Origin of the sequence: uncultured Brevundimonas sp., from assembly GCF_947305955.1 — a bacterium.
In the GTDB taxonomy this organism is placed as follows: domain Bacteria; phylum Pseudomonadota; class Alphaproteobacteria; order Caulobacterales; family Caulobacteraceae; genus Brevundimonas.
Window position 1 is genome coordinate 35,066 of sequence record NZ_CAMZFB010000001.1, and the last position, 16,445, is coordinate 51,510.

A 16,445-nucleotide genomic window follows, 5' to 3' on the forward strand; every position below is an offset into this window, starting at 1 on the left:
CCGCCTTTTTTGTGCATGAACGCCAGCGACGCAAAATCCCTACCCCCTGCCAGCTTTGCTGCCGCCACGGTGGCGACGGTGATCGGCTTTGGCGGGACCGTGGCACTGGTCGTGCAGGCCGGACAGGCGCTGGGGGCCAATACAGCCCAGATCATCTCCATGCTGGCTGCGCTGGCGCTGGGGATCGGACTGACAGGCGCGGTACTCAGCTGGCGTCTCAAGATGCCGGTGGTCATGGCGTGGTCGACGCCGGGTGCTGCGCTTTTGGCGACCAGTGCCGGATATGACTGGCCCACCGCCGTCGGGGCCTTTTTGCTGGCCGCCCTGATGATGGTGGTCACAGGGATGATCCCCGCCTTGGGTCGGCTGGCGGCGCGTATTCCCTCCGGCGTGGCCTCGGGGATGCTGGCCGGTGTCTTGCTACCCTTCTGTTTGAAGCTGTTTCAGGCGGTGTCGGTCGATGCGGCCTTTGTTATCGGCCTGATCGTTCTGTTTCTGGTGGCGAAGCGGTTCGCAGCCACATGGGCGGTGCCTGTGGTGTTGGTGGCGGCATTTGTGGTGCTGGGCCTGCGCGGGCAGCTGGCGCTGTCGTTCGATACCGGCTGGATGACGCGTCTTGCGCCAACCGTGCCCCAGTTCGACTGGAAGGCCGCCATTGGGCTGGCTCTACCGCTCTATCTGGTGACGCTGGCGTCCCAAAACCTGCCGGGCCTCGTCGTGCTGCGGGCCGCAGGCTATGAGCCACCTGCCAACCGTCTGATCTTCTGGGGCGGGCTGGCCAGTACTCTGGCCGCGCCCTTCGGGGCCCATGGTGTAAACCTTGCCGCGATCACGGCGGCGCTTTGCACCAATCCCGAAGCCCATCCCGATACCGCGCAGCGGTGGAAGGTGGGTGTAATCTATGGTGGGCTTTATCTGGTGGTGGCCCTGTTCATTCCGCCGCTGGTGCAGTTGTTTGTGGCCATGCCCGCCCATGTGCTGGCCAGCGTCACCGGCATCGCCCTGCTCGCCCCGCTGGCGGGCGCTCTGGGCGGTGTGTTCAAGGACGAGGCGTACCGCGAGCCTGCCCTGCTGACCTTTGCCTGTACGGCGTCCGGACTGGCGCTTTGGGGTATTGGATCAGCCTTCTGGGGGCTGATGGTCGGCTTTGCGGCTCTGGCTATCCTCAAGCGTCCATAGCCACGCTTTACATTCCGGCCCTTTACAGTCCGCAGCGACGTGGCACCTTGAGTGACGACCGATAACGGCGCAATCCAAGGAGGGATCCATGGCCCACAAGTTCGAAGTCTATCAGGACAAGGCCGGCGAGTACCGCGTTCGCTTCAAATACAACTCCGAGATCATCTTCTCGACCGAAGGCTATTCGGACAAGTCGGGAGCCAAGCGCGCCATCGAGTCGATCAAGAAATACGTCGCCGACGCACCGGTCGAAGACGCATAGGTCTTTAGCCACACGGCACAAAAAAAGGGGCAGCGGATCGAACTCCGCTGCCCCTTTCTTTTGATCAGTCTGGATCGCGTTCGCTGATCTCGGCGGGGCGGATGATCCGCAGCCAGCCGTCCGCAATATGCAGTTCCGGCACCGCCGCCTTGGTGAACGGCAGGTACCACGTCGGACCACCTTCGGCCGGTGCGATTTCCAGCATGTCGTCGGCACCGAAATTTTGGACGGCCTTCACCTTGCCGATGACCTTGTCGTCGGCATCACGGCCCTCAAGGCCGATCAGGTCGGCGAGATAGAACTCGTCCTCGTCCGGTTCCGGCAGTTGGTCGCGGTGGACATAGAGCTTGCGGCCACGGGCGGCGTCGGCCTCTTCCTTGGTGGTCAGCTCTTTGACCTTGGCCACCAGACCATGCTTGTCCGGACGGGCCGACAGGATGGTCAGCACCGGCTGGCCCTTGGCGTCCAACAGGGGCGAATAGGTCTTCAGCGACTGGGCATCGGCGGTATAGGCGGTGATCTTCACCTCGCCTTTCACACCGAAGGCACCACCGATCTGGGCCACCAGAATATATTTATCGTCGCCGCTCAACTCGGGCTCCTTGGGTTCAACTCACGTCCAGATAGCAGAAAAGCAGCGCCCTTGCGGGCGCTGCCTTCCTTAAATCATCGAAGTTACCGATGAAGCCGTAATCAGGCTTCGGTGGTTTCTTCAGCAGCCGGGGCTTCTTCAGCGGCCGGAGCAGCAGCAGCGGCTTCAGCTTCAGCCTTGGCAGCAGCTTCGGCTTCCAGACGGTCGGCTTCGCGTTGAGCACGTTCTTCAGCGCGCTCTTGAGCCTTCTTGCCCGGGGTACCCTTCTTCGGGTTGTTGCCTTGCACCCACTTGACCTTTTGGCCCAGAACTTCGTCTTGCGACAGGAAGCGAGCAACGCGGTCGGTCGGCTGAGCGCCCTTGACCAGCCATTCGTTGATGCGCTCGACCTTCAGGGTCACGCGCGGGGTCGCGCCGTCCTTCGGCAGCATCGGGTTGTACGAGCCAACCTTCTCGAGGAACTTACCGTCGCGCGGAGCGCGGGCGTCGGCAACGACGATGTGGTAGTAAGGACGCTTCTTGGAGCCACCACGGGCCAGACGGATCTTCAGCATTTTAGTCTCTTTCTAGGAAAGTCAGTTTTTCTTGGGGAAGCCCGGAAGACCCGGAAGCCCCCCCGGAAGTTGTCCGCCACCCAGGCCGGCCATGCGGTCCTGAAGGGCTTTCAATTCGTCGGCGCTGGGTTCCGGCATCTTGCCGCCGCCCAGTGCTTTCAGGCGGGCCATGTCGGGACCGCCGCCGCCCATGCCGGGCAGTCCGCCCATCATGGCCGCCATCTTTTGCAGGTTCTTGCCGCCGCCCTTGGACAGCGACTTGACCATGTCGGACATCTGACGGTGCTGTTTCAGCAGACGGTTGATGTCCTGAACCTCTACGCCCGAACCGGCCGCGATACGCTTCTTGCGGCTGGCGTTCAGCAGATCGGGCTTCTTGCGCTCGGCCTTGGTCATCGAGGAGATCACGGCCAACTGGCGGTCGATCATCTTATCGGTGACATTGTTGTCGGCCATCTGGTTCTTCAGCTTGGCCACGCCCGGCAGAAGACCCATGATGCCCTGAAGGCCGCCCATCTTCTTCATCTGGTTCAGCTGGGCCGCCAGATCATCGAGGTCGAACTGGCCCTTGGCCAGCTTGCGGGCCATCTTCTCGGCCTTGGCTTGGTCGAGATCGGCAGCGGCCTTTTCGACCAGGGCCACGATGTCGCCCTGACCGAGGATACGGCCAGCGACACGGCGGGCGTCGAAGACGTCGAGTTGATCGACCTTTTCACCGGCACCCAGATATTTGATCGGCAGGCCGGTGACGGCGCGCATCGACAGCATGGCACCGCCACGACCGTCACCATCGGCGCGGGTCAGGATCAGGCCCGTCAGCGGCAGACGCTCGTTGAAGGCGGCGGCCGTGCGAACGGCGTCCTGACCGGTCAGGCTGTCGGCGACCAGCAGGGTCTCGATCGGCTTGGCGATGTCGGCCACTTCGGCGACTTCGTTCATCAGCGCTTCGTCGAGCGTGATGCGGCCCGCGGTGTCGAGGATCAGGACGTCAAAGCCCTGAAGTTTCGCCGATTGCAGAGCGCGGCGGGTGATCTGGACAGCGCTTTCGCCGGCCACGATCGGCAGGGTGGCGACCTCGATCTGCTGACCCAGGGTGGCCAGCTGTTCCATGGCGGCCGGACGACGGATGTCCAGCGAGGCCATCATCACCTTCTTGCGGTCGAACTTCGACAGACGCAGGGCCAGCTTGGCCGAGGTGGTGGTCTTACCCGAGCCCTGCAGACCGGCCATCAGGATGACGGCGGGCGGGGCGGCATTGGTATTCAGCGGGACCGGCTCTTCGCCGCCCAGCATGTCGACGAGGCCGTCATAGACGATCTTGATGACCTGATCCGCCGGCTTGACCGAGCGGATGACTTCCTCGCCCGTCGCCTGTTCCTTGGCGCGGTTGATGAAGTCCTTGACGACCGGAAGAGCGACGTCGGCTTCGAGCAGGGCGACGCGGACCTCGCGCAGCGCCTCTTCGACATCCTTAGCGGACAGCGCGCCGCGACCGGTAATCCGGTCGAATACGCCAGTCAGCCGCTCGTTCAGAGCATCAAACATTCAAAACCTCAAATCCGTGGCGGGTCCGTTGGCTCGGCTCCATACGACAACGGCCTCTGTGGACGATACTCGTCGACAGAGGGTTCTCGCCTGCCTCGTTCTTTATTGAGGGGCTATCGGCCGGTCGGCCTACTTGAGCCCCGTGGGGTCAAGCGGTGCCTGCGTTCCTGAGCGCCCGAAGGGCCGTGCTCAAGTAGCGCAAAGCGCGGTAGCACACTCGACAAAGCTGTCGTGCAGGTGGAGACGCGAGTTTCACTTGCGCCGGAAGTGGCGGCTTATGCCCCATTTTCAAGCCTGTGTCGACTCAGGAGTCGCCGCACCGACAAGGGCTAGATTGCGCGGCTCTGCGGGCTTCCTTGTGAAGAATAAAATTCCTGTAATGTTAAACTTGAGTCATTTCTTTCAAGTAATCATTTCAAACAATTATAAATTTGTCCGATTTATACCGCATAGGCGTCATTCTGTATTCAATATCGGCGTTCATACAGGCAGCCAGTGAAGATGAATATCTCGAAGACAAACCTCTCAAACTGGAAACGCCCCAATGATCAAAACTGCTTTTATCGCCGCCACCGCCCTGTTTGCTGCAACCTCGGCCTATGCCGATCCGATCAGCATCAGCACGGACCAGATTGACACCGTCGCCGGTGCCGCCCGCTTTGAGCGTGACGTGAACCGCGCCGCCCGCTCGCTCTGCGTCGACATCCGCGGTGTCCGTAACGTGGCCTGCAAACAGGCCGTCCGTGACGAGGCCATGGCCCAGCTGCCGGCCGCCCAGCGTCAGGCCTATGCCCAGATGCGCGGTGCCCGCGAAACCCAATACGCCGCCAACCGCGCCAACCAAGGCTAAGTCGCGGCCCTGACTGTCAGTATGCGTTGTTGAGTTGGTTGTAGAGTTGTCCGGACCCACGCCTCCATAACGGTCCGGACGCAAAGGCACCGGCCTCGGGGGAGGTCGGTGCCTTTTCCCCGTCTGTGGGCAGGGCAGTGCCCATAAGAAAACGGCCGGTGGATCGCTCCACCGGCCGCCTTCATTTCCGGTATCCGACTTAGTGGGTCGGGAAACCGCGCACCTTCAGCAGGGCTGCCACATCCGGGTTACGGCCACGGAACTGGCGATAGGCCTCGCCGCGATCCGTGGTGTTGCCCGGGGCCAGCATCAGGGCCTTGAAGCGGGTTGCGATGTCCGGATTGAAGACATCGCCCGACTCCTCGAAATAGGCCCAGGTGTCCGCGTCCATGGTTTCCGACCACAGGTAGGAATAGTAGCCCGCCGAATAGGCGTCGGACGTGAACAGGTGGTTGAACTGCGGCAGACGGTGCCGCATCACGATTTCCTTCGGCATGCCGATGCGGTCCAGCGACGCCTTTTCAAAGGCGGCGATGTCGGTCGGCGGCGTGGCCTGGGTGTGCATGTCCATGTCGACGATGGCCGACGACAGATAGGACACGGTGGCGTAGCCCTGGTTGAAGGTCGAGGAAGCCTCGATCTTGTCCACCAGCGACTGCGGCATCGGCTGGCCGGTTTCAACGTGCTTCATATAGCCGTCGAGGATCGGACGGGTCAGCACCCAGTGCTCGTGCACCTGCGACGGGTATTCCACGAAGTCGCGCGGGGTTTCGCCGAACGACGGATAGTCCACCACCGACGAGTAGTAGTGCAGGGTGTGGCCGAATTCGTGGAACAGGGTCTCGGCGTCATCCAGGGAGATGAGCAGAGGCTGGCCTTCCTCGGCCTTGACGAAGTTGTTGTTGTTCGAGGCCAGGATCGGCTTGGAGCCTGTCAGGTTCGAGAACGAACGATAGGTCGTCATCCATGCACCCGAACGCTTGCCTGGACGGGCGAAGTCGTCGGCATAATACAGGCCGATCAGGCGGTCGGTTGCCTTGTCGCGGACCTCATAGGTGGTGACGTCAGGCTCGAAGGTCGAGACCGAACCCTTGGGCAGTTTGACGAATTTGAAGCCGTACAGACGCTCGGCCATGTAGAAGGAGGCTTCGCGCACGGCGTGCAGTTCGAAGTAGGGTTTGATCTCGTTCTGGTCGAGGTCGTACTTCGCCTTACGGACCTTCTCTGCGTAGTACAGATAGTCCCACGGCTCGATGTCGTGGCCGGCGATCGCCTTCATGTCGGCGACTTCCTCGGCCACGCGAGCCTTGGCCGGAGCCCAGACGCGTTCCATCAGTTCCATAGCCGCCGCAGGGGTCTTGGCCATGGTGTCCTGCATGCGCCATTCGGCGTGGTTGGTGAAGCCCAGCAGGCGGGCGCGCTGGTGACGCAGGGCCACGATACGGGCGATGGTCGACTTGGTGTCGTTGGCATCGCCGTTGTCGCCACGGTTCACAAATTTGCGCCAGACCTTTTCACGCAGGGCGCGGTCGTCGGCAAAGGTCAGGAAGGGATCGACGCTGGAGCGGGTGTTCAGGATGGCCCAGCCCTGGATGTTGCGGGCCCGTGCGGCGGCCGCAGCTGCAGCCTTGCTCGAGGCATCGAGGCCGCGCAGACCCTCTTCGGTTTCGATCACCGTCCAGGTGTTCTCGTCGGCGACGACCTTTTGACCGAAGGCGGTGAAGGCATTCGACAGCTCGGCATTGATACGGCCCAGTTCGGCCTTGCCGGCGGCGTCCAGTGCCGCGCCATTGCGGATGAAGGCGTCGCGGCGACGCTCGGCCAGACGCTTTTGCTGGGCATTGAGGCCAGCTGCGTCGGCGTTGTCAGCCACGGCCTTCACGCGCTGGAACAGCTTTTCATTGAAGGTGATTTCATCGAACGCCGCAGTCAGTACCGACGAAATCTCGGCTTCCAGACGATCCCATTCGTCGCCGCCGATGTTCGAGGTCATCACGCTGAAGATGTTGAAGGCGCGATCGATCGGCTCGCCGGCCAGTTCCATCGCCACGATGGTGTTGGCAAAGGTCGGGGCGTCAGCGTTGTTGGCGATGGCGTTGATGTCGGCGCGTTGCAGCTCGATACCTTCCAGAAGGGCCTCGCGCATCTTGGCCGGCGTGACCTTGTCCCACGGGGGTACGCCACCATAGGGACCGGTCCACGGCTGCAGCAGTTCGGCGCGCGGCGCGGCCGACGGCATGACGGCGCGGGCGATGGCCTCTTCTTCTCTCAGGTTCATCGGGTTCGTGGTGCCTCCGGTGCCGGTTCCCGCCGTTGCGCAGGCCGATAGTGCAAGGAGGCTACCGCCTCCGATAAGAAGGTGACGTCTGTGCATTCGGTCTCTCCCAACCCAGATTTCGTGCGCCGGGGTGTTGCAACCCTAGCGTTTCCACATGTGGGTGTAGTGCGAAGTGATGGACGGCGAAACCCTTGAGGTCTAAAGGCCGCAGTATGGCGATAGGCGTTTTTGACTCCGGTGTGGGTGGACTGACGGTTCACCGTGAACTCGTTTCGCGATTTGCGGAGCGTGATTTCATCTATTTGGGCGATCAGGCCCATGCCCCCTATGGCGGTCGCGGCGGCGAGGAAATCGTCGAGCTGACCCGCAAGGGCTGCGAGACCCTGTTCCGCGCGGGCGCGTCTGTCGTGGTGCTGGCGTGCAATACCGCCTCCGCCATTGCGCTGCGCCGCCTGCAACAGACGTGGATCCCGGGCCTGCACAAGGAGCTGGGCCGTCCGGTCAATGTGCTGGGCATCATCGTGCCGACCATCGAGGCCGCCACCGGCCTGCCGTGGTCCTATGAGGCCGAGCGCGACGGGCGTCTGGAAGGCGAAAAGAAAGAAGCCATCGACATCACGGGCATCTTCTGCACCGCCGCCACGGCCATGAGCCGCGTCTATGAGATCGAGATCGACAAGCGCCGCACCGACCTTGCCGTCTTTACCGAGCCTTGCCCCGGCCTTGCCGGCCTGATCGAGCTGGGCGCGCCGGAAGACGAGCTGCGCGTGGTGGTGCGCGACCACGTGGATTCCCTGCGCCGCCGTATCGGGCGCCATCCGGACAAGGCCATTTTGGGCTGCACCCACTATGAGATCGTCGCCGACCTGTTCGCCGAGGCCCTCCCTGAAGGCGTCGAAGTCATCAGCCAGCCGACGGCGGTTGCCGACAGTCTGGAACGCTATTTCGAGCGCCATCCGGAATATGATCTGGGGAACAGCGGACGCCGCACCTTCCTGACCACGGGCCAGCCCGGCCCGCAGTCAGACCTGATCGCGCGTTTCTGGGGCGCGCCCCTGACGTTCGACGCCGCCGAATAGGCGACTAGCGGCCAAAGCTGGCTGCGGTTGCCTTTTGGCGCTCCCAATATTCGGCACCGTTCGAGGGTTTGAACATGGTGCGGACCACGCCGCGTCTGTCGACGACGGCGAAGGTGTTGGTGCGCGCCTGATAGATCAGAACATCGCCATTGGGGCGGCTGACCTTTTCAGCATCAGCAGGCGGGGTTTTGGTGAAGGCCTTGGCCTTTTCCAGATAGTCCTCGGCACTGGTCGCCCCGAAATCGGCACCATTGCGCTCATAGAGGCGAACAGCCTTGGCCCCAGCCGTTTCGCGCCGGTTGGAGGTCAGGACCACCGCCGCCTGAGCCGGAGCCTCCGGCGGGGTTTGGACTTGCGCGATCTGGGGCGCGGCCTGTTCGCTCAAGGCCAGAGGGGCGGCTGCGGGTGCCCCTTCCCTGTCCCGCGTTTCGACGGCTGAACCGCCGTTACCGCACGCCGCCAGCAATAGCGCAGCCGCCAGCGCGCCCCCCGAAATCTGCCTCATCACCCACCCCCTTTAGATATCAACGTTATTATTAATAGGGGCGTTCGGCTGCTTATGGCAACGCTTGTGCGACGCGGCTTTGTCTCGACGCCGTCATCATCCAAGTCTACACACAGGGCATGAGCCATACGTCCCTCACCGGTCGCCGCGTCCTGCTAATCATTGGCGGGGGTATTGCTGCCTATAAGGCGCTGGAACTGGTTCGCCTGATCCGCAAGGCGGGCGGCGATGTCACGACCGTCCTGACCAAGGCGGGGGCCGAGTTCGTTACCCCCATGTCGCTGGCGGCACTGAGCGGGCATCCCGTCCGGCAGGACCTGTTCATGCCCGAAGACGAGACGGCCATGGGCCATATCGAACTGTCGCGCTGGGCCGATCTGGTGGTTGTGGCTCCGGCCACCGCCGGGCTGATCGCCAAGGCGGCCAATGGCATGGCTGACGATCTGGCCTCCACCACCCTGCTCGCCACGGACAAGAAGACCCTTTGGGCACCCGCCATGAATGTACGGATGTGGGAGCATCCGGCGGTTCAGGCCAATGTCGCCAAGCTGAAAGCCTTTGACGGCTTCCATCGCGGTGTCTTTGTCGGTCCCGATCAGGGCGAAATGGCCTGTGGCGAGTTCGGATTTGGCCGCATGGCCGAGCCCGCTGTCATTCTGGATGCCATTGCCGCGCAACTGTCGGGCGACAAGCCGCTGGCGGGGCGCAAGGCCGTCATCACCGCCGGCCCGACGTTCGAAGCGATCGACCCCGTGCGCGGCCTGACCAACAGGTCCAGCGGCAAGCAGGGCTATGCCGTCGCGGCGGCTCTCGCGGAACTGGGGGCCGAGGTGACGCTGGTTTCCGGCCCCGTATTCCTCAATCCCCCTGCGGGCGTGCGCCGCATTCCGGTCGAGGCTGCCACCGAGATGCTGGCCGCCGTCGAGGCCGAGCTGAAAGCTGCGCCCGTGGACATCGCCGTGATGAGCGCAGCCGTGGCCGACTGGCGCGTGGACGGCATCGCCACCGGCAAGATCAAGAAGGTGCCGGGTGGCGGCCCCCCTGCCCTGCAACTGATCGAAAATCCCGACATTCTGGCTGCGGTATCCAAATCCGGTCCGTCGCGACCCAAGCTGGTCGTTGGCTTTGCCGCAGAGACGTCCGACCTCGAAGCCAATGCCAAGGCCAAACTGTCGCGCAAGGGCTGTGACTGGATCGTCGGCAATGACGTCAGCGAGAACGTCTTTGGCTCGGACGGCAATGCCGCCACCCTGTTTACCCGTGACGGCAGCGAAAGCTGGGCGCGTCAGTCCAAGACCGACATCGCCAACCGTCTGGCCCAACGCATCGTCGAACACTTCAAGGCTAATCCTCAATGAGCACCCTGCGTATCCTGCCCCTGCCCCACGCCGAAGGCTTGGCACTTCCGGCCTATGAGACGCCGGGGTCCGCAGGCATGGACCTTCGCGCGGCCATCGGCGCGGACGAGGTGCTGACCCTGCAACCGGGGGCTCGGGCGCTGGTCCCGACGGGGCTGAAGATCGCGCTGGAGCCGGGCTTTGAGGCGCAGGTGCGTCCGCGTTCGGGTCTGGCGCTGAAGCACGGCATCACCACCCTGAATTCGCCCGGCACCATCGACAGCGACTATCGCGGCGAGCTGGGCGTCATCCTGATCAACCATGGTCAGGAAGCCTTCGAAATCCGCCGTGGCGAGCGCATCGCCCAGATGGTCATCGCCCGCCACGAGCAATGCATTATTGAGATCACCGATACTCTTGACGAGACCCAGCGCGGTGAAGGAGGCTTTGGCTCCACGGGGAAATAAGCACCGCAAACGGTGCGAGGGGGAGGCGAGATGAACGAACTGGATTGTCTGGTGTACGTCAGTCGCAGCACGCTGGACGACGACGCCCTGCCCGCCGCGCTGGCCGATATCGTCAAGGTCGCGTCCTACCTGAACCGCGAAGCCGGTATTACCGGCATACTCACCTATCACAGCGGCCAGTTCGTCCAGTTGCTGGAGGGTCCACCGGCCGCCATCGATCGGCTGATGATCCATCTGCATTTCGATGAACGGCATCAAGACATCCGCATTGTGGCCCGCGGCCGTATCCAGACCAAGGAGGCGCTCTCCTGGGCCATGATTGCCCCGGAGCAAGACCATCCTTTGCGGAAGAGTCTCGGCGAGTTGCTGAGCGCGCCGCCGCAGACCATCCAACCGTGGCGGCAGCTATTGTTGCAAATGATGCTTGAGCCCAGCGCCTAAACGCTGGCGTTGGCGCTGGGCGGCGTGATCTCGCGCTGGCGGACGCGCTCGCGCCACGCCGTATAGACACCGCTGGCGGCAATCAGGGCCGCACCGCAAAGCGTGGCGGGTGTGGGCACATCCGACATCAAAGCCCACCCCAGAAGCACCGCGCCCACCATCTGTAGATAGTCCAGCGGGGCCAGCGTCGACACAGGCGCATGGCGCAGGGAGGTGGTCATCAGCATCTGGGCAAAGCCGCCCGCCAGCCCGCCTGCCGACAGCACGCCGATGACCGCAAGGCTGTGCACATGGCCGTTGAACAGCGAGACCGTGCCGCCCACGAGGGCGCAGGCGATGAAGAACCAGAAGACGATGGATGTGGCGCTTTCCGTCTTGCCCAACTGGCGAAGGGTGACGGTGACAGAAGCGGCCACGAACGCCCCCGCCAGCGAGAACAGCAGACCCACCAGCGGTGGTGCCCCCTCTGCCCCCGGACGCACCACCACGATCACGCCTAAAAAGCCGATCAGGATGGCAATCCAGCGATGGATGCCGACGCTTTCCTTCAACAGGACAATGGACAGCAGGGTCGCAAAGATAGGCGCGGTAAAGCCAATGGTCGTGGCATCGGCCAAGGGAAGGTGTTTGATGCCCTCGAAGATCAGGAAGATGCCCGACACCCCCAACGCGCAGCGCCACAGGTGGACGAAAGGCCGCTTGGTCTTGATAGCCTCCAGCCCCTGTTTCTGGCTGGCGACCCACAGCATCACCACCGGAAGCCCGAACAGGGCGCGGTAGAAGACCATTTCACTGGCCGCGACCGGCTCCAGTGTCGCGGCCCATTTCATCAGGCCAAAGCTCAGCGAGAAACACAGGGCCGAGACGGCCCGTAGGGTGACGCCGTAGCTGGAACCGGATCTGATCATGACGCGTGGCCTCAGGCCTGACGGAAGCCGAGAACGTCCTGCATGTCGTAAAGGCCCGGCTGGCGGTTACGCACCCATGCCGCGGCGGCCACAGCGCCCTTGGCAAATAGGCTGCGGTCGATGGCCGAGTGCGACAGGCTGAGCACCTCGTCCTCGGACGCGAACATGACGGTGTGCTCGCCAATGATGCCGCCGCCACGGATGGTGGAGAAGCCGATCTTGCCGCTTTCGCGCGGGCCCTGCACGCCGTCGTAAGGCGCGGTGCGAAGGTCCGACAGGTCGGCACGGCGACCATCGGCAGCCGCCTCGCCCAGCATCAGGGCCGTGCCCGAGGGGCTGTCGACCTTGCGTCGATGGTGGGCCTCGGTGATCTCGATATCCCAGTCGGTGCCGTCCAGACGCTGGGCCGCGTTGCGGACCAGACCGATCAGCATGTTCACGCCCAGCGAGAAGTTGCCGCTTTTGACGATGGCGATCTTTTCGGATGCAGCCTCGATGGCGGCTTCCTGCTCCTCGTTCAGCCCCGTAGAGCCGATAACCAGCGCGGGGCCGCCAGCCTCGGCGCAGGCCTTGGCCAATGCCACCGAGGCCTCGGGCGTCGAGAAGTCGATGATGACGTCACAGAGCTTCAGATCGACCGTGTCGCCACGATCGAAACGGGCCGCGACCACAACATCCGAACGAGCGTCCAGAACGTTGGAGACAGCGCGGCCCATGCGTCCGCGATAGCCGGAGATTCCGGCGTGGAAAATATCACTCACGCAGCGTCTTCTTTCGAGCCGTCGGTTTCACCACCCATAATATCGGCCCAGAAACGTTTGGCCTTGCCCGCGAAGCTGGTGTTACGGGGGGTTTGTTTTTCGCCGAGCGATGCGGCCAGCTCTTGCAGAAGTTCCTTCTGGCGAGCGGTCAGATCGGTCGGGGTTTCCACGAACAGCTCGACCACCAGATCGCCGCGCGAACGGCCGTTCAGGTGCGGCATGCCCTTGCCCTTGATGCGGACGGTACGGCCCGTTTGCGAGCCGGCGGGCACATCGACCGCCTGCCTGCACGCGCCATCACAGGCCGTCGAGACAAGGCAGGGCGCATCCACAACGCCGCCGAGAGCCGCGACCGTCATCGGGACCGGCACCGTTACCAGCAGGTCGAGATTGTCGCGCTCAAACAGTTCGTGCGGCTTCACCGACAGGAAGACGTAAAGGTCACCGCGCGGACCACCGCGCTGTCCGGCCTCGCCCTCACCCGTCAGGCGGATGCGCGAGCCGTCATCGACACCTGCCGGAATCTTGAGAGACAGGCGACGGGTCTTGCGGACCTGACCCTGACCACGGCACTCGGGGCACGGGTCGGAAATGGTCTCGCCCGAGCCACCGCAACGCGGGCACGTACGCTCGACTTGGAAAAAGCCGTTGGCCTGACGCACGCGGCCAGCGCCGCCGCAGGTCGAGCAGATGTCGGGCTTGCTGCCCGCCTTGGCCCCCGAGCCTTCGCACGGCTCGCAGGTCATCATGGTGGGGATGGAGATTTCGACCTCGGCACCCTGATAGGCCTGCTCGAGGGTGATCGCCATGTCATAGCGCAGGTCCGAACCGCGACGCGGGCCATGGTTGGCGCGGCCGCCACGGCCACCGCCCATGCCGAAGGCATCGCCAAAGGCGTCGCCGAAGACCTGACTGAAGATGTCGTTGATATCGTGGAAGCCCGCGCCGCCCTGACCGAACGGATTGCCGCCGCCACCGGCACCGCCGTTCACGCCAGCGTGGCCAAAGCGGTCGTAAGCGGCACGCTTCTGCTCGTCGGACAGGACCGAATAGGCTTCCGAAATCTCTTTGAACTTGGCGACAGACTCCTCAGAGCCGCCATTGCGGTCAGGGTGGTGCTGCATCGCCAGCTTGCGATAGGCACTCTTGAGGCCAGGGGCATCGATCGTGCGCTCGACCCCGAGGATTTCGTAATAGTCACGTTGCGCCATCAGGCGTTCGTCCTCTTACCTTCCCGCCGCCTCGCGAACCTGTTGTCGGCCGTCGAAAGCGGATGATCCAGCAGACATTGGTGGCCGGATCGTATGATGCAAGTTCCTAAGCTGTCCTCAACCCACTCCGCGGGCAATGGGACGACCTCACCAAGCCGTCCTCAAGTAGCCCAAAGGGCGGTAGGACAACTTAACAAACCCGTCCTCAACTAGCCCAAAGGGCGATAGGACAACTTAACCAAGCCGTCCTCAAGTAGCCCGAACGGGCGATAGGACAACCTATGAAAGACCCCGCCTACCAGCCGGCAAGCGGGGCCTTCAGTTTACTCAAGCCCCGAGCGATCAGGACTTCTTGTCGGCGTCGTCCGAGACTTCCTCGAACTCGGCATCGACCACGCCGTCGTCAGCCGGTTGTTCGGCTGCACCGGCGTCGCCCTGTTGGGCGGCGTACATGGCTTCACCCAGCTTCATCGAGGCTTGGGCCAGTGCGTTGGTCTTTTCACGGATGGCTTCCGGATCGGTGCCGTCCTTGGCCGACTTCAGCTCGTCGATGGCGGTCTGGATGGCGGTCTTTTCAGCTTCGCCAACCTTGTCGCCGTGCTCCGACAGAGCCTTTTCGGTCGAGTGGATCAGGGCGTCAGCCGAGTTCACGGCTTCGACCAGTTCCTTGCGGGCCTTGTCCGCCGCAGCATTGGCTTCGGCTTCCTTGACCATCTTCTCGATGTCGTCATCCGACAGGCCACCGTTGGCCTGAATGCGGATCGAGTGTTCCTTGTTCGTTGCCTTGTCCTTGGCCGTGACGTGCACGATGCCGTTGGCGTCGATGTCGAAGGCGACCTCGATCTGCGGCATGCCGCGCGGTGCCGGCGGAATGCCCATCAGGTCGAACTGACCCAGCAGCTTGTTGTCCGCAGCCATCGGGCGCTCGCCCTGGAACACGCGGATGGTCACAGCCGACTGGTTGTCCTCGGCGGTCGAGAAGACCTGGGCCTTCTTGGTCGGGATGGTGGTGTTGCGCTCGATCAGCGGGGTGAACACACCGCCCAGGGTCTCGATGCCGAGGGTCAGCGGGGTCACATCCAGCAGCAGCACGTCCTTGACGTCGCCTTGCAGAACGCCAGCTTGAACAGCAGCGCCCAGAGCCACGACTTCGTCAGGGTTCACGCCCTTGTGCGGTTCCTTGCCGAAGTATTTCTTCACGGCTTCCTGAACGGCGGGCATGCGGGTCATACCACCGACCAGAACCACTTCGTCGATGTCCGAAGCCTTCAGGCCGGCGTCGGCCAGAGCCTTCTTGCACGGCTCGATGGTGCGGGCGATCAGGTCTTCGACCAGAGCTTCCAGCTTGGCGCGCGACAGCTTGATGTTCAGGTGCAGCGGGCCCGAAGCGTTCATGGTGATGAACGGCAGGTTGACCTCGTACTGCGTGGTCGAGGACAGTTCCTTCTTGGCCTTTTCGGCCTCTTCCTTCAGGCGCTGCAGAGCGAGCTTGTCCTGACGCAGGTCGACGCCCTGCTCCTTCTTGAACTCGTCGGCGAGGTAGTCGACCAGACGCAGGTCGAAGTCTTCACCGCCGAGGAAGGTGTCGCCGTTGGTCGACTTCACTTCGAACACGCCGTCGCCGATCTCGAGGATCGAGACGTCGAAGGTACCACCGCCGAGGTCGTAAACGGCGATCTTCTGACCGTCGTTCTTGTCGAGGCCATAGGCCAGAGCGGCAGCGGTCGGCTCGTTGATGATACGCAGGACTTCGAGGCCAGCGATCTTGCCGGCGTCCTTGGTGGCCTGACGCTGGGCGTCGTTGAAGTAGGCCGGAACCGTGATGACGGCCTGGGTGACGGTTTCACCCAGATAAGCCTCGGCGGCCTCCTTCATCTTGGTCAGGGTGTAGGCCGAAACCTGTTGCGGCGAGTAGTCCTTGCCGTGGGCCTTGACCCAGGCGTCGCCGTTCGGGCCCTTGGTGATTTCAAAGGGCACCATGCCCTTGTCCTTGGCCACCACCGGATCGTCGAAATTGCGGCCGATCAGGCGCTTGATCGCGAAGAAGGTGTTGGCCGGGTTGGTCACAGCCTGACGCTTGGCAGGCTGACCCACCAGAACTTCACCGCCGTCCTGGATCGCGACCACCGACGGGGTGGTGCGAGCGCCTTCGGCGTTTTCGATGACCTTGGGGTTGGTGCCGTCCATGACGGCGACGCACGAGTTGGTGGTGCCGAGGTCGATGCCGATAATCTTGGCCATGGCCTTGTCTATTTCACTCCTTGCGGCGGGCGATGCGGCGGCCTTTAAAAGCGCCGCGCTTGACCGCCCCCAGTTGGGCTTGAGACGCCTCACCGGCAAGGCCGGATCAGCAGGTTAATTCCGATTGGCCGTCTGCGTCGTGAACCCACGACCGCAACGTAACCGTTCGCAGTCGGATATGGGAAAGTCCCTAGCGGCTGCAAGGGCTTCTGGTGCAATGAATCCGATTTATGTG

General features: G+C 63.1%; 16 protein-coding genes. 7 read left to right on the forward strand and 9 right to left on the reverse strand.

Features of this window, described 5'->3' with window-relative positions:
- The first annotated feature begins 15 nt into the window (after nucleotides 1-15).
- Together Q0Y42_RS00170 and Q0Y42_RS00175 are read left to right on the forward strand one after the other, a co-directional pair.
- Nucleotides 16-1,179, forward strand: coding sequence for a benzoate/H(+) symporter BenE family transporter (locus tag Q0Y42_RS00170; protein WP_297798878.1), 1,164 nt, complete (start codon nucleotides 16-18; stop codon nucleotides 1,177-1,179).
- Nucleotides 1,180-1,267: 88 nt separating this feature from the next.
- Nucleotides 1,268-1,441 (forward strand): DUF1508 domain-containing protein, encoded by a 174-nt coding sequence (locus tag Q0Y42_RS00175; protein WP_297798880.1) that lies wholly within the window; start codon nucleotides 1,268-1,270, stop codon nucleotides 1,439-1,441.
- 64 nt (nucleotides 1,442-1,505) lie between these two features.
- Here Q0Y42_RS00175 and rimM read toward each other — a convergent pair whose 3' ends face one another.
- The 3 genes from rimM to ffh all read right to left on the reverse strand — a co-directional run bounded on the left by rimM (nucleotide 1,506) and on the right by ffh (nucleotide 4,132).
- Nucleotides 1,506-2,033, reverse strand: a complete 528-nt coding sequence (gene rimM / locus Q0Y42_RS00180) for a ribosome maturation factor RimM (protein ID WP_297798883.1) — start codon at nucleotides 2,031-2,033, stop codon at nucleotides 1,506-1,508.
- A 101-nt stretch (nucleotides 2,034-2,134) separates the two neighbouring features.
- On the reverse strand, nucleotides 2,135-2,587 hold the full coding sequence (rpsP, locus tag Q0Y42_RS00185) for a 30S ribosomal protein S16 (RefSeq protein ID WP_297798885.1): 453 nt from the start codon (nucleotides 2,585-2,587) through the stop codon (nucleotides 2,135-2,137).
- 21 nt (nucleotides 2,588-2,608) lie between these two features.
- Nucleotides 2,609-4,132: a signal recognition particle protein gene (gene ffh / locus Q0Y42_RS00190; protein ID WP_297798887.1), complete on the reverse strand. Its 1,524-nt coding sequence runs from the start codon at nucleotides 4,130-4,132 to the stop codon at nucleotides 2,609-2,611.
- Between the two features lie 544 nt (nucleotides 4,133-4,676).
- Here ffh and Q0Y42_RS00195 point away from each other — a divergent pair.
- A complete protein-coding gene (locus Q0Y42_RS00195) occupies nucleotides 4,677-4,982 on the forward strand; it encodes a UrcA family protein (RefSeq protein ID WP_297798889.1) in 306 nt (101 codons plus the stop codon).
- A gap of 199 nt (nucleotides 4,983-5,181) precedes the next feature.
- Here the strand turns inward: Q0Y42_RS00195 and Q0Y42_RS00200 are convergent, their stop codons facing one another.
- Nucleotides 5,182-7,260 carry a M3 family metallopeptidase gene (locus Q0Y42_RS00200; RefSeq protein ID WP_297798891.1) on the reverse strand — a complete coding sequence of 693 codons (2,079 nt, stop codon included), beginning with the start codon at nucleotides 7,258-7,260 and terminating at the stop codon, nucleotides 5,182-5,184.
- A gap of 212 nt (nucleotides 7,261-7,472) precedes the next feature.
- Here Q0Y42_RS00200 and Q0Y42_RS00205 point away from each other — a divergent pair, with 212 nt between their 5' ends.
- The gene (locus tag Q0Y42_RS00205; protein WP_297798893.1) at nucleotides 7,473-8,339 is read left to right on the forward strand and encodes an aspartate/glutamate racemase family protein; all 867 of its coding nucleotides are present in this window, start codon (nucleotides 7,473-7,475) and stop codon (nucleotides 8,337-8,339) included.
- A 4-nt stretch (nucleotides 8,340-8,343) separates the two neighbouring features.
- On the opposite strand, the gene Q0Y42_RS00210 is transcribed toward Q0Y42_RS00205, so the two are convergent.
- A complete protein-coding gene (locus Q0Y42_RS00210) occupies nucleotides 8,344-8,844 on the reverse strand; it encodes an S-type pyocin family protein (protein WP_297798895.1) in 501 nt (166 codons plus the stop codon).
- 119 nt (nucleotides 8,845-8,963) lie between these two features.
- Here Q0Y42_RS00210 and coaBC point away from each other — a divergent pair, with 119 nt between their 5' ends.
- From coaBC to Q0Y42_RS00225, 3 genes are read left to right on the forward strand one after another with little or no spacing between them, the layout of a single operon-like run.
- A complete protein-coding gene (coaBC, locus tag Q0Y42_RS00215) occupies nucleotides 8,964-10,202 on the forward strand; it encodes a bifunctional phosphopantothenoylcysteine decarboxylase/phosphopantothenate--cysteine ligase CoaBC (protein WP_297798897.1) in 1,239 nt (412 codons plus the stop codon).
- Nucleotides 10,199-10,648, forward strand: coding sequence for a dUTP diphosphatase (dut, locus tag Q0Y42_RS00220; protein ID WP_297798900.1), 450 nt, complete (start codon nucleotides 10,199-10,201; stop codon nucleotides 10,646-10,648). The genes coaBC and dut overlap by 4 nt, the downstream gene beginning before the upstream one ends.
- Nucleotides 10,649-10,678: 30 nt before the next feature.
- Entirely contained in the window at nucleotides 10,679-11,089 is a 411-nt protein-coding gene (locus Q0Y42_RS00225) for a BLUF domain-containing protein (RefSeq protein WP_297798902.1), read from the forward strand.
- Here Q0Y42_RS00225 and Q0Y42_RS00230 read toward each other — a convergent pair.
- The 4 genes from Q0Y42_RS00230 to dnaK form a co-directional block, all read right to left on the reverse strand.
- Nucleotides 11,086-11,997 (reverse strand): DMT family transporter, encoded by a 912-nt coding sequence (locus Q0Y42_RS00230; protein WP_297798904.1) that lies wholly within the window; start codon nucleotides 11,995-11,997, stop codon nucleotides 11,086-11,088. The two genes, Q0Y42_RS00225 and Q0Y42_RS00230, sit on opposite strands and share 4 nt — an antisense overlap.
- An 11-nt stretch (nucleotides 11,998-12,008) precedes the next feature.
- Entirely contained in the window at nucleotides 12,009-12,758 is a 750-nt protein-coding gene (gene dapB, locus Q0Y42_RS00235; RefSeq protein ID WP_297798906.1) for a 4-hydroxy-tetrahydrodipicolinate reductase, read from the reverse strand.
- Nucleotides 12,755-13,969: a molecular chaperone DnaJ gene (gene dnaJ, locus Q0Y42_RS00240; RefSeq protein WP_297798908.1), complete on the reverse strand. Its 1,215-nt coding sequence runs from the start codon at nucleotides 13,967-13,969 to the stop codon at nucleotides 12,755-12,757. Before dnaJ ends, dapB begins: the two co-directional genes overlap by 4 nt.
- 342 nt (nucleotides 13,970-14,311) lie before the next feature.
- On the reverse strand, nucleotides 14,312-16,210 hold the full coding sequence (gene dnaK / locus Q0Y42_RS00245; RefSeq protein WP_297798910.1) for a molecular chaperone DnaK: 1,899 nt from the start codon (nucleotides 16,208-16,210) through the stop codon (nucleotides 14,312-14,314).
- Between the last annotated feature and the right edge of the window lie 235 nt (nucleotides 16,211-16,445).

What these genes read in the sequence shown, in the direction of transcription:
- Q0Y42_RS00210 (WP_297798895.1), bottom strand. Translation starts at nt 8,844, where the DNA reads ATGAGGCAGATTTCGGGGGGCGCGCTGGCGGCTGCGCTATTGCTGGCG.
- Q0Y42_RS00200 (WP_297798891.1), bottom strand. Translation starts at nt 7,260, where the DNA reads ATGAACCTGAGAGAAGAAGAGGCCATCGCCCGCGCCGTCATGCCGTCG.
- dnaK (WP_297798910.1), bottom strand. Translation starts at nt 16,210, where the DNA reads ATGGCCAAGATTATCGGCATCGACCTCGGCACCACCAACTCGTGCGTC.
- coaBC (WP_297798897.1), top strand. Translation starts at nt 8,964, where the DNA reads ATGAGCCATACGTCCCTCACCGGTCGCCGCGTCCTGCTAATCATTGGC.
- dut (WP_297798900.1), top strand. Translation starts at nt 10,199, where the DNA reads ATGAGCACCCTGCGTATCCTGCCCCTGCCCCACGCCGAAGGCTTGGCA.
- Q0Y42_RS00225 (WP_297798902.1), top strand. Translation starts at nt 10,679, where the DNA reads ATGAACGAACTGGATTGTCTGGTGTACGTCAGTCGCAGCACGCTGGAC.
- Q0Y42_RS00175 (WP_297798880.1), top strand. Translation starts at nt 1,268, where the DNA reads ATGGCCCACAAGTTCGAAGTCTATCAGGACAAGGCCGGCGAGTACCGC.
- Q0Y42_RS00230 (WP_297798904.1), bottom strand. Translation starts at nt 11,997, where the DNA reads ATGATCAGATCCGGTTCCAGCTACGGCGTCACCCTACGGGCCGTCTCG.
- dnaJ (WP_297798908.1), bottom strand. Translation starts at nt 13,969, where the DNA reads ATGGCGCAACGTGACTATTACGAAATCCTCGGGGTCGAGCGCACGATC.
- Q0Y42_RS00170 (WP_297798878.1), top strand. Translation starts at nt 16, where the DNA reads ATGAACGCCAGCGACGCAAAATCCCTACCCCCTGCCAGCTTTGCTGCC.
- Q0Y42_RS00205 (WP_297798893.1), top strand. Translation starts at nt 7,473, where the DNA reads ATGGCGATAGGCGTTTTTGACTCCGGTGTGGGTGGACTGACGGTTCAC.
- ffh (WP_297798887.1), bottom strand. Translation starts at nt 4,132, where the DNA reads ATGTTTGATGCTCTGAACGAGCGGCTGACTGGCGTATTCGACCGGATT.
- rpsP (WP_297798885.1), bottom strand. Translation starts at nt 2,587, where the DNA reads ATGCTGAAGATCCGTCTGGCCCGTGGTGGCTCCAAGAAGCGTCCTTAC.
- Q0Y42_RS00195 (WP_297798889.1), top strand. Translation starts at nt 4,677, where the DNA reads ATGATCAAAACTGCTTTTATCGCCGCCACCGCCCTGTTTGCTGCAACC.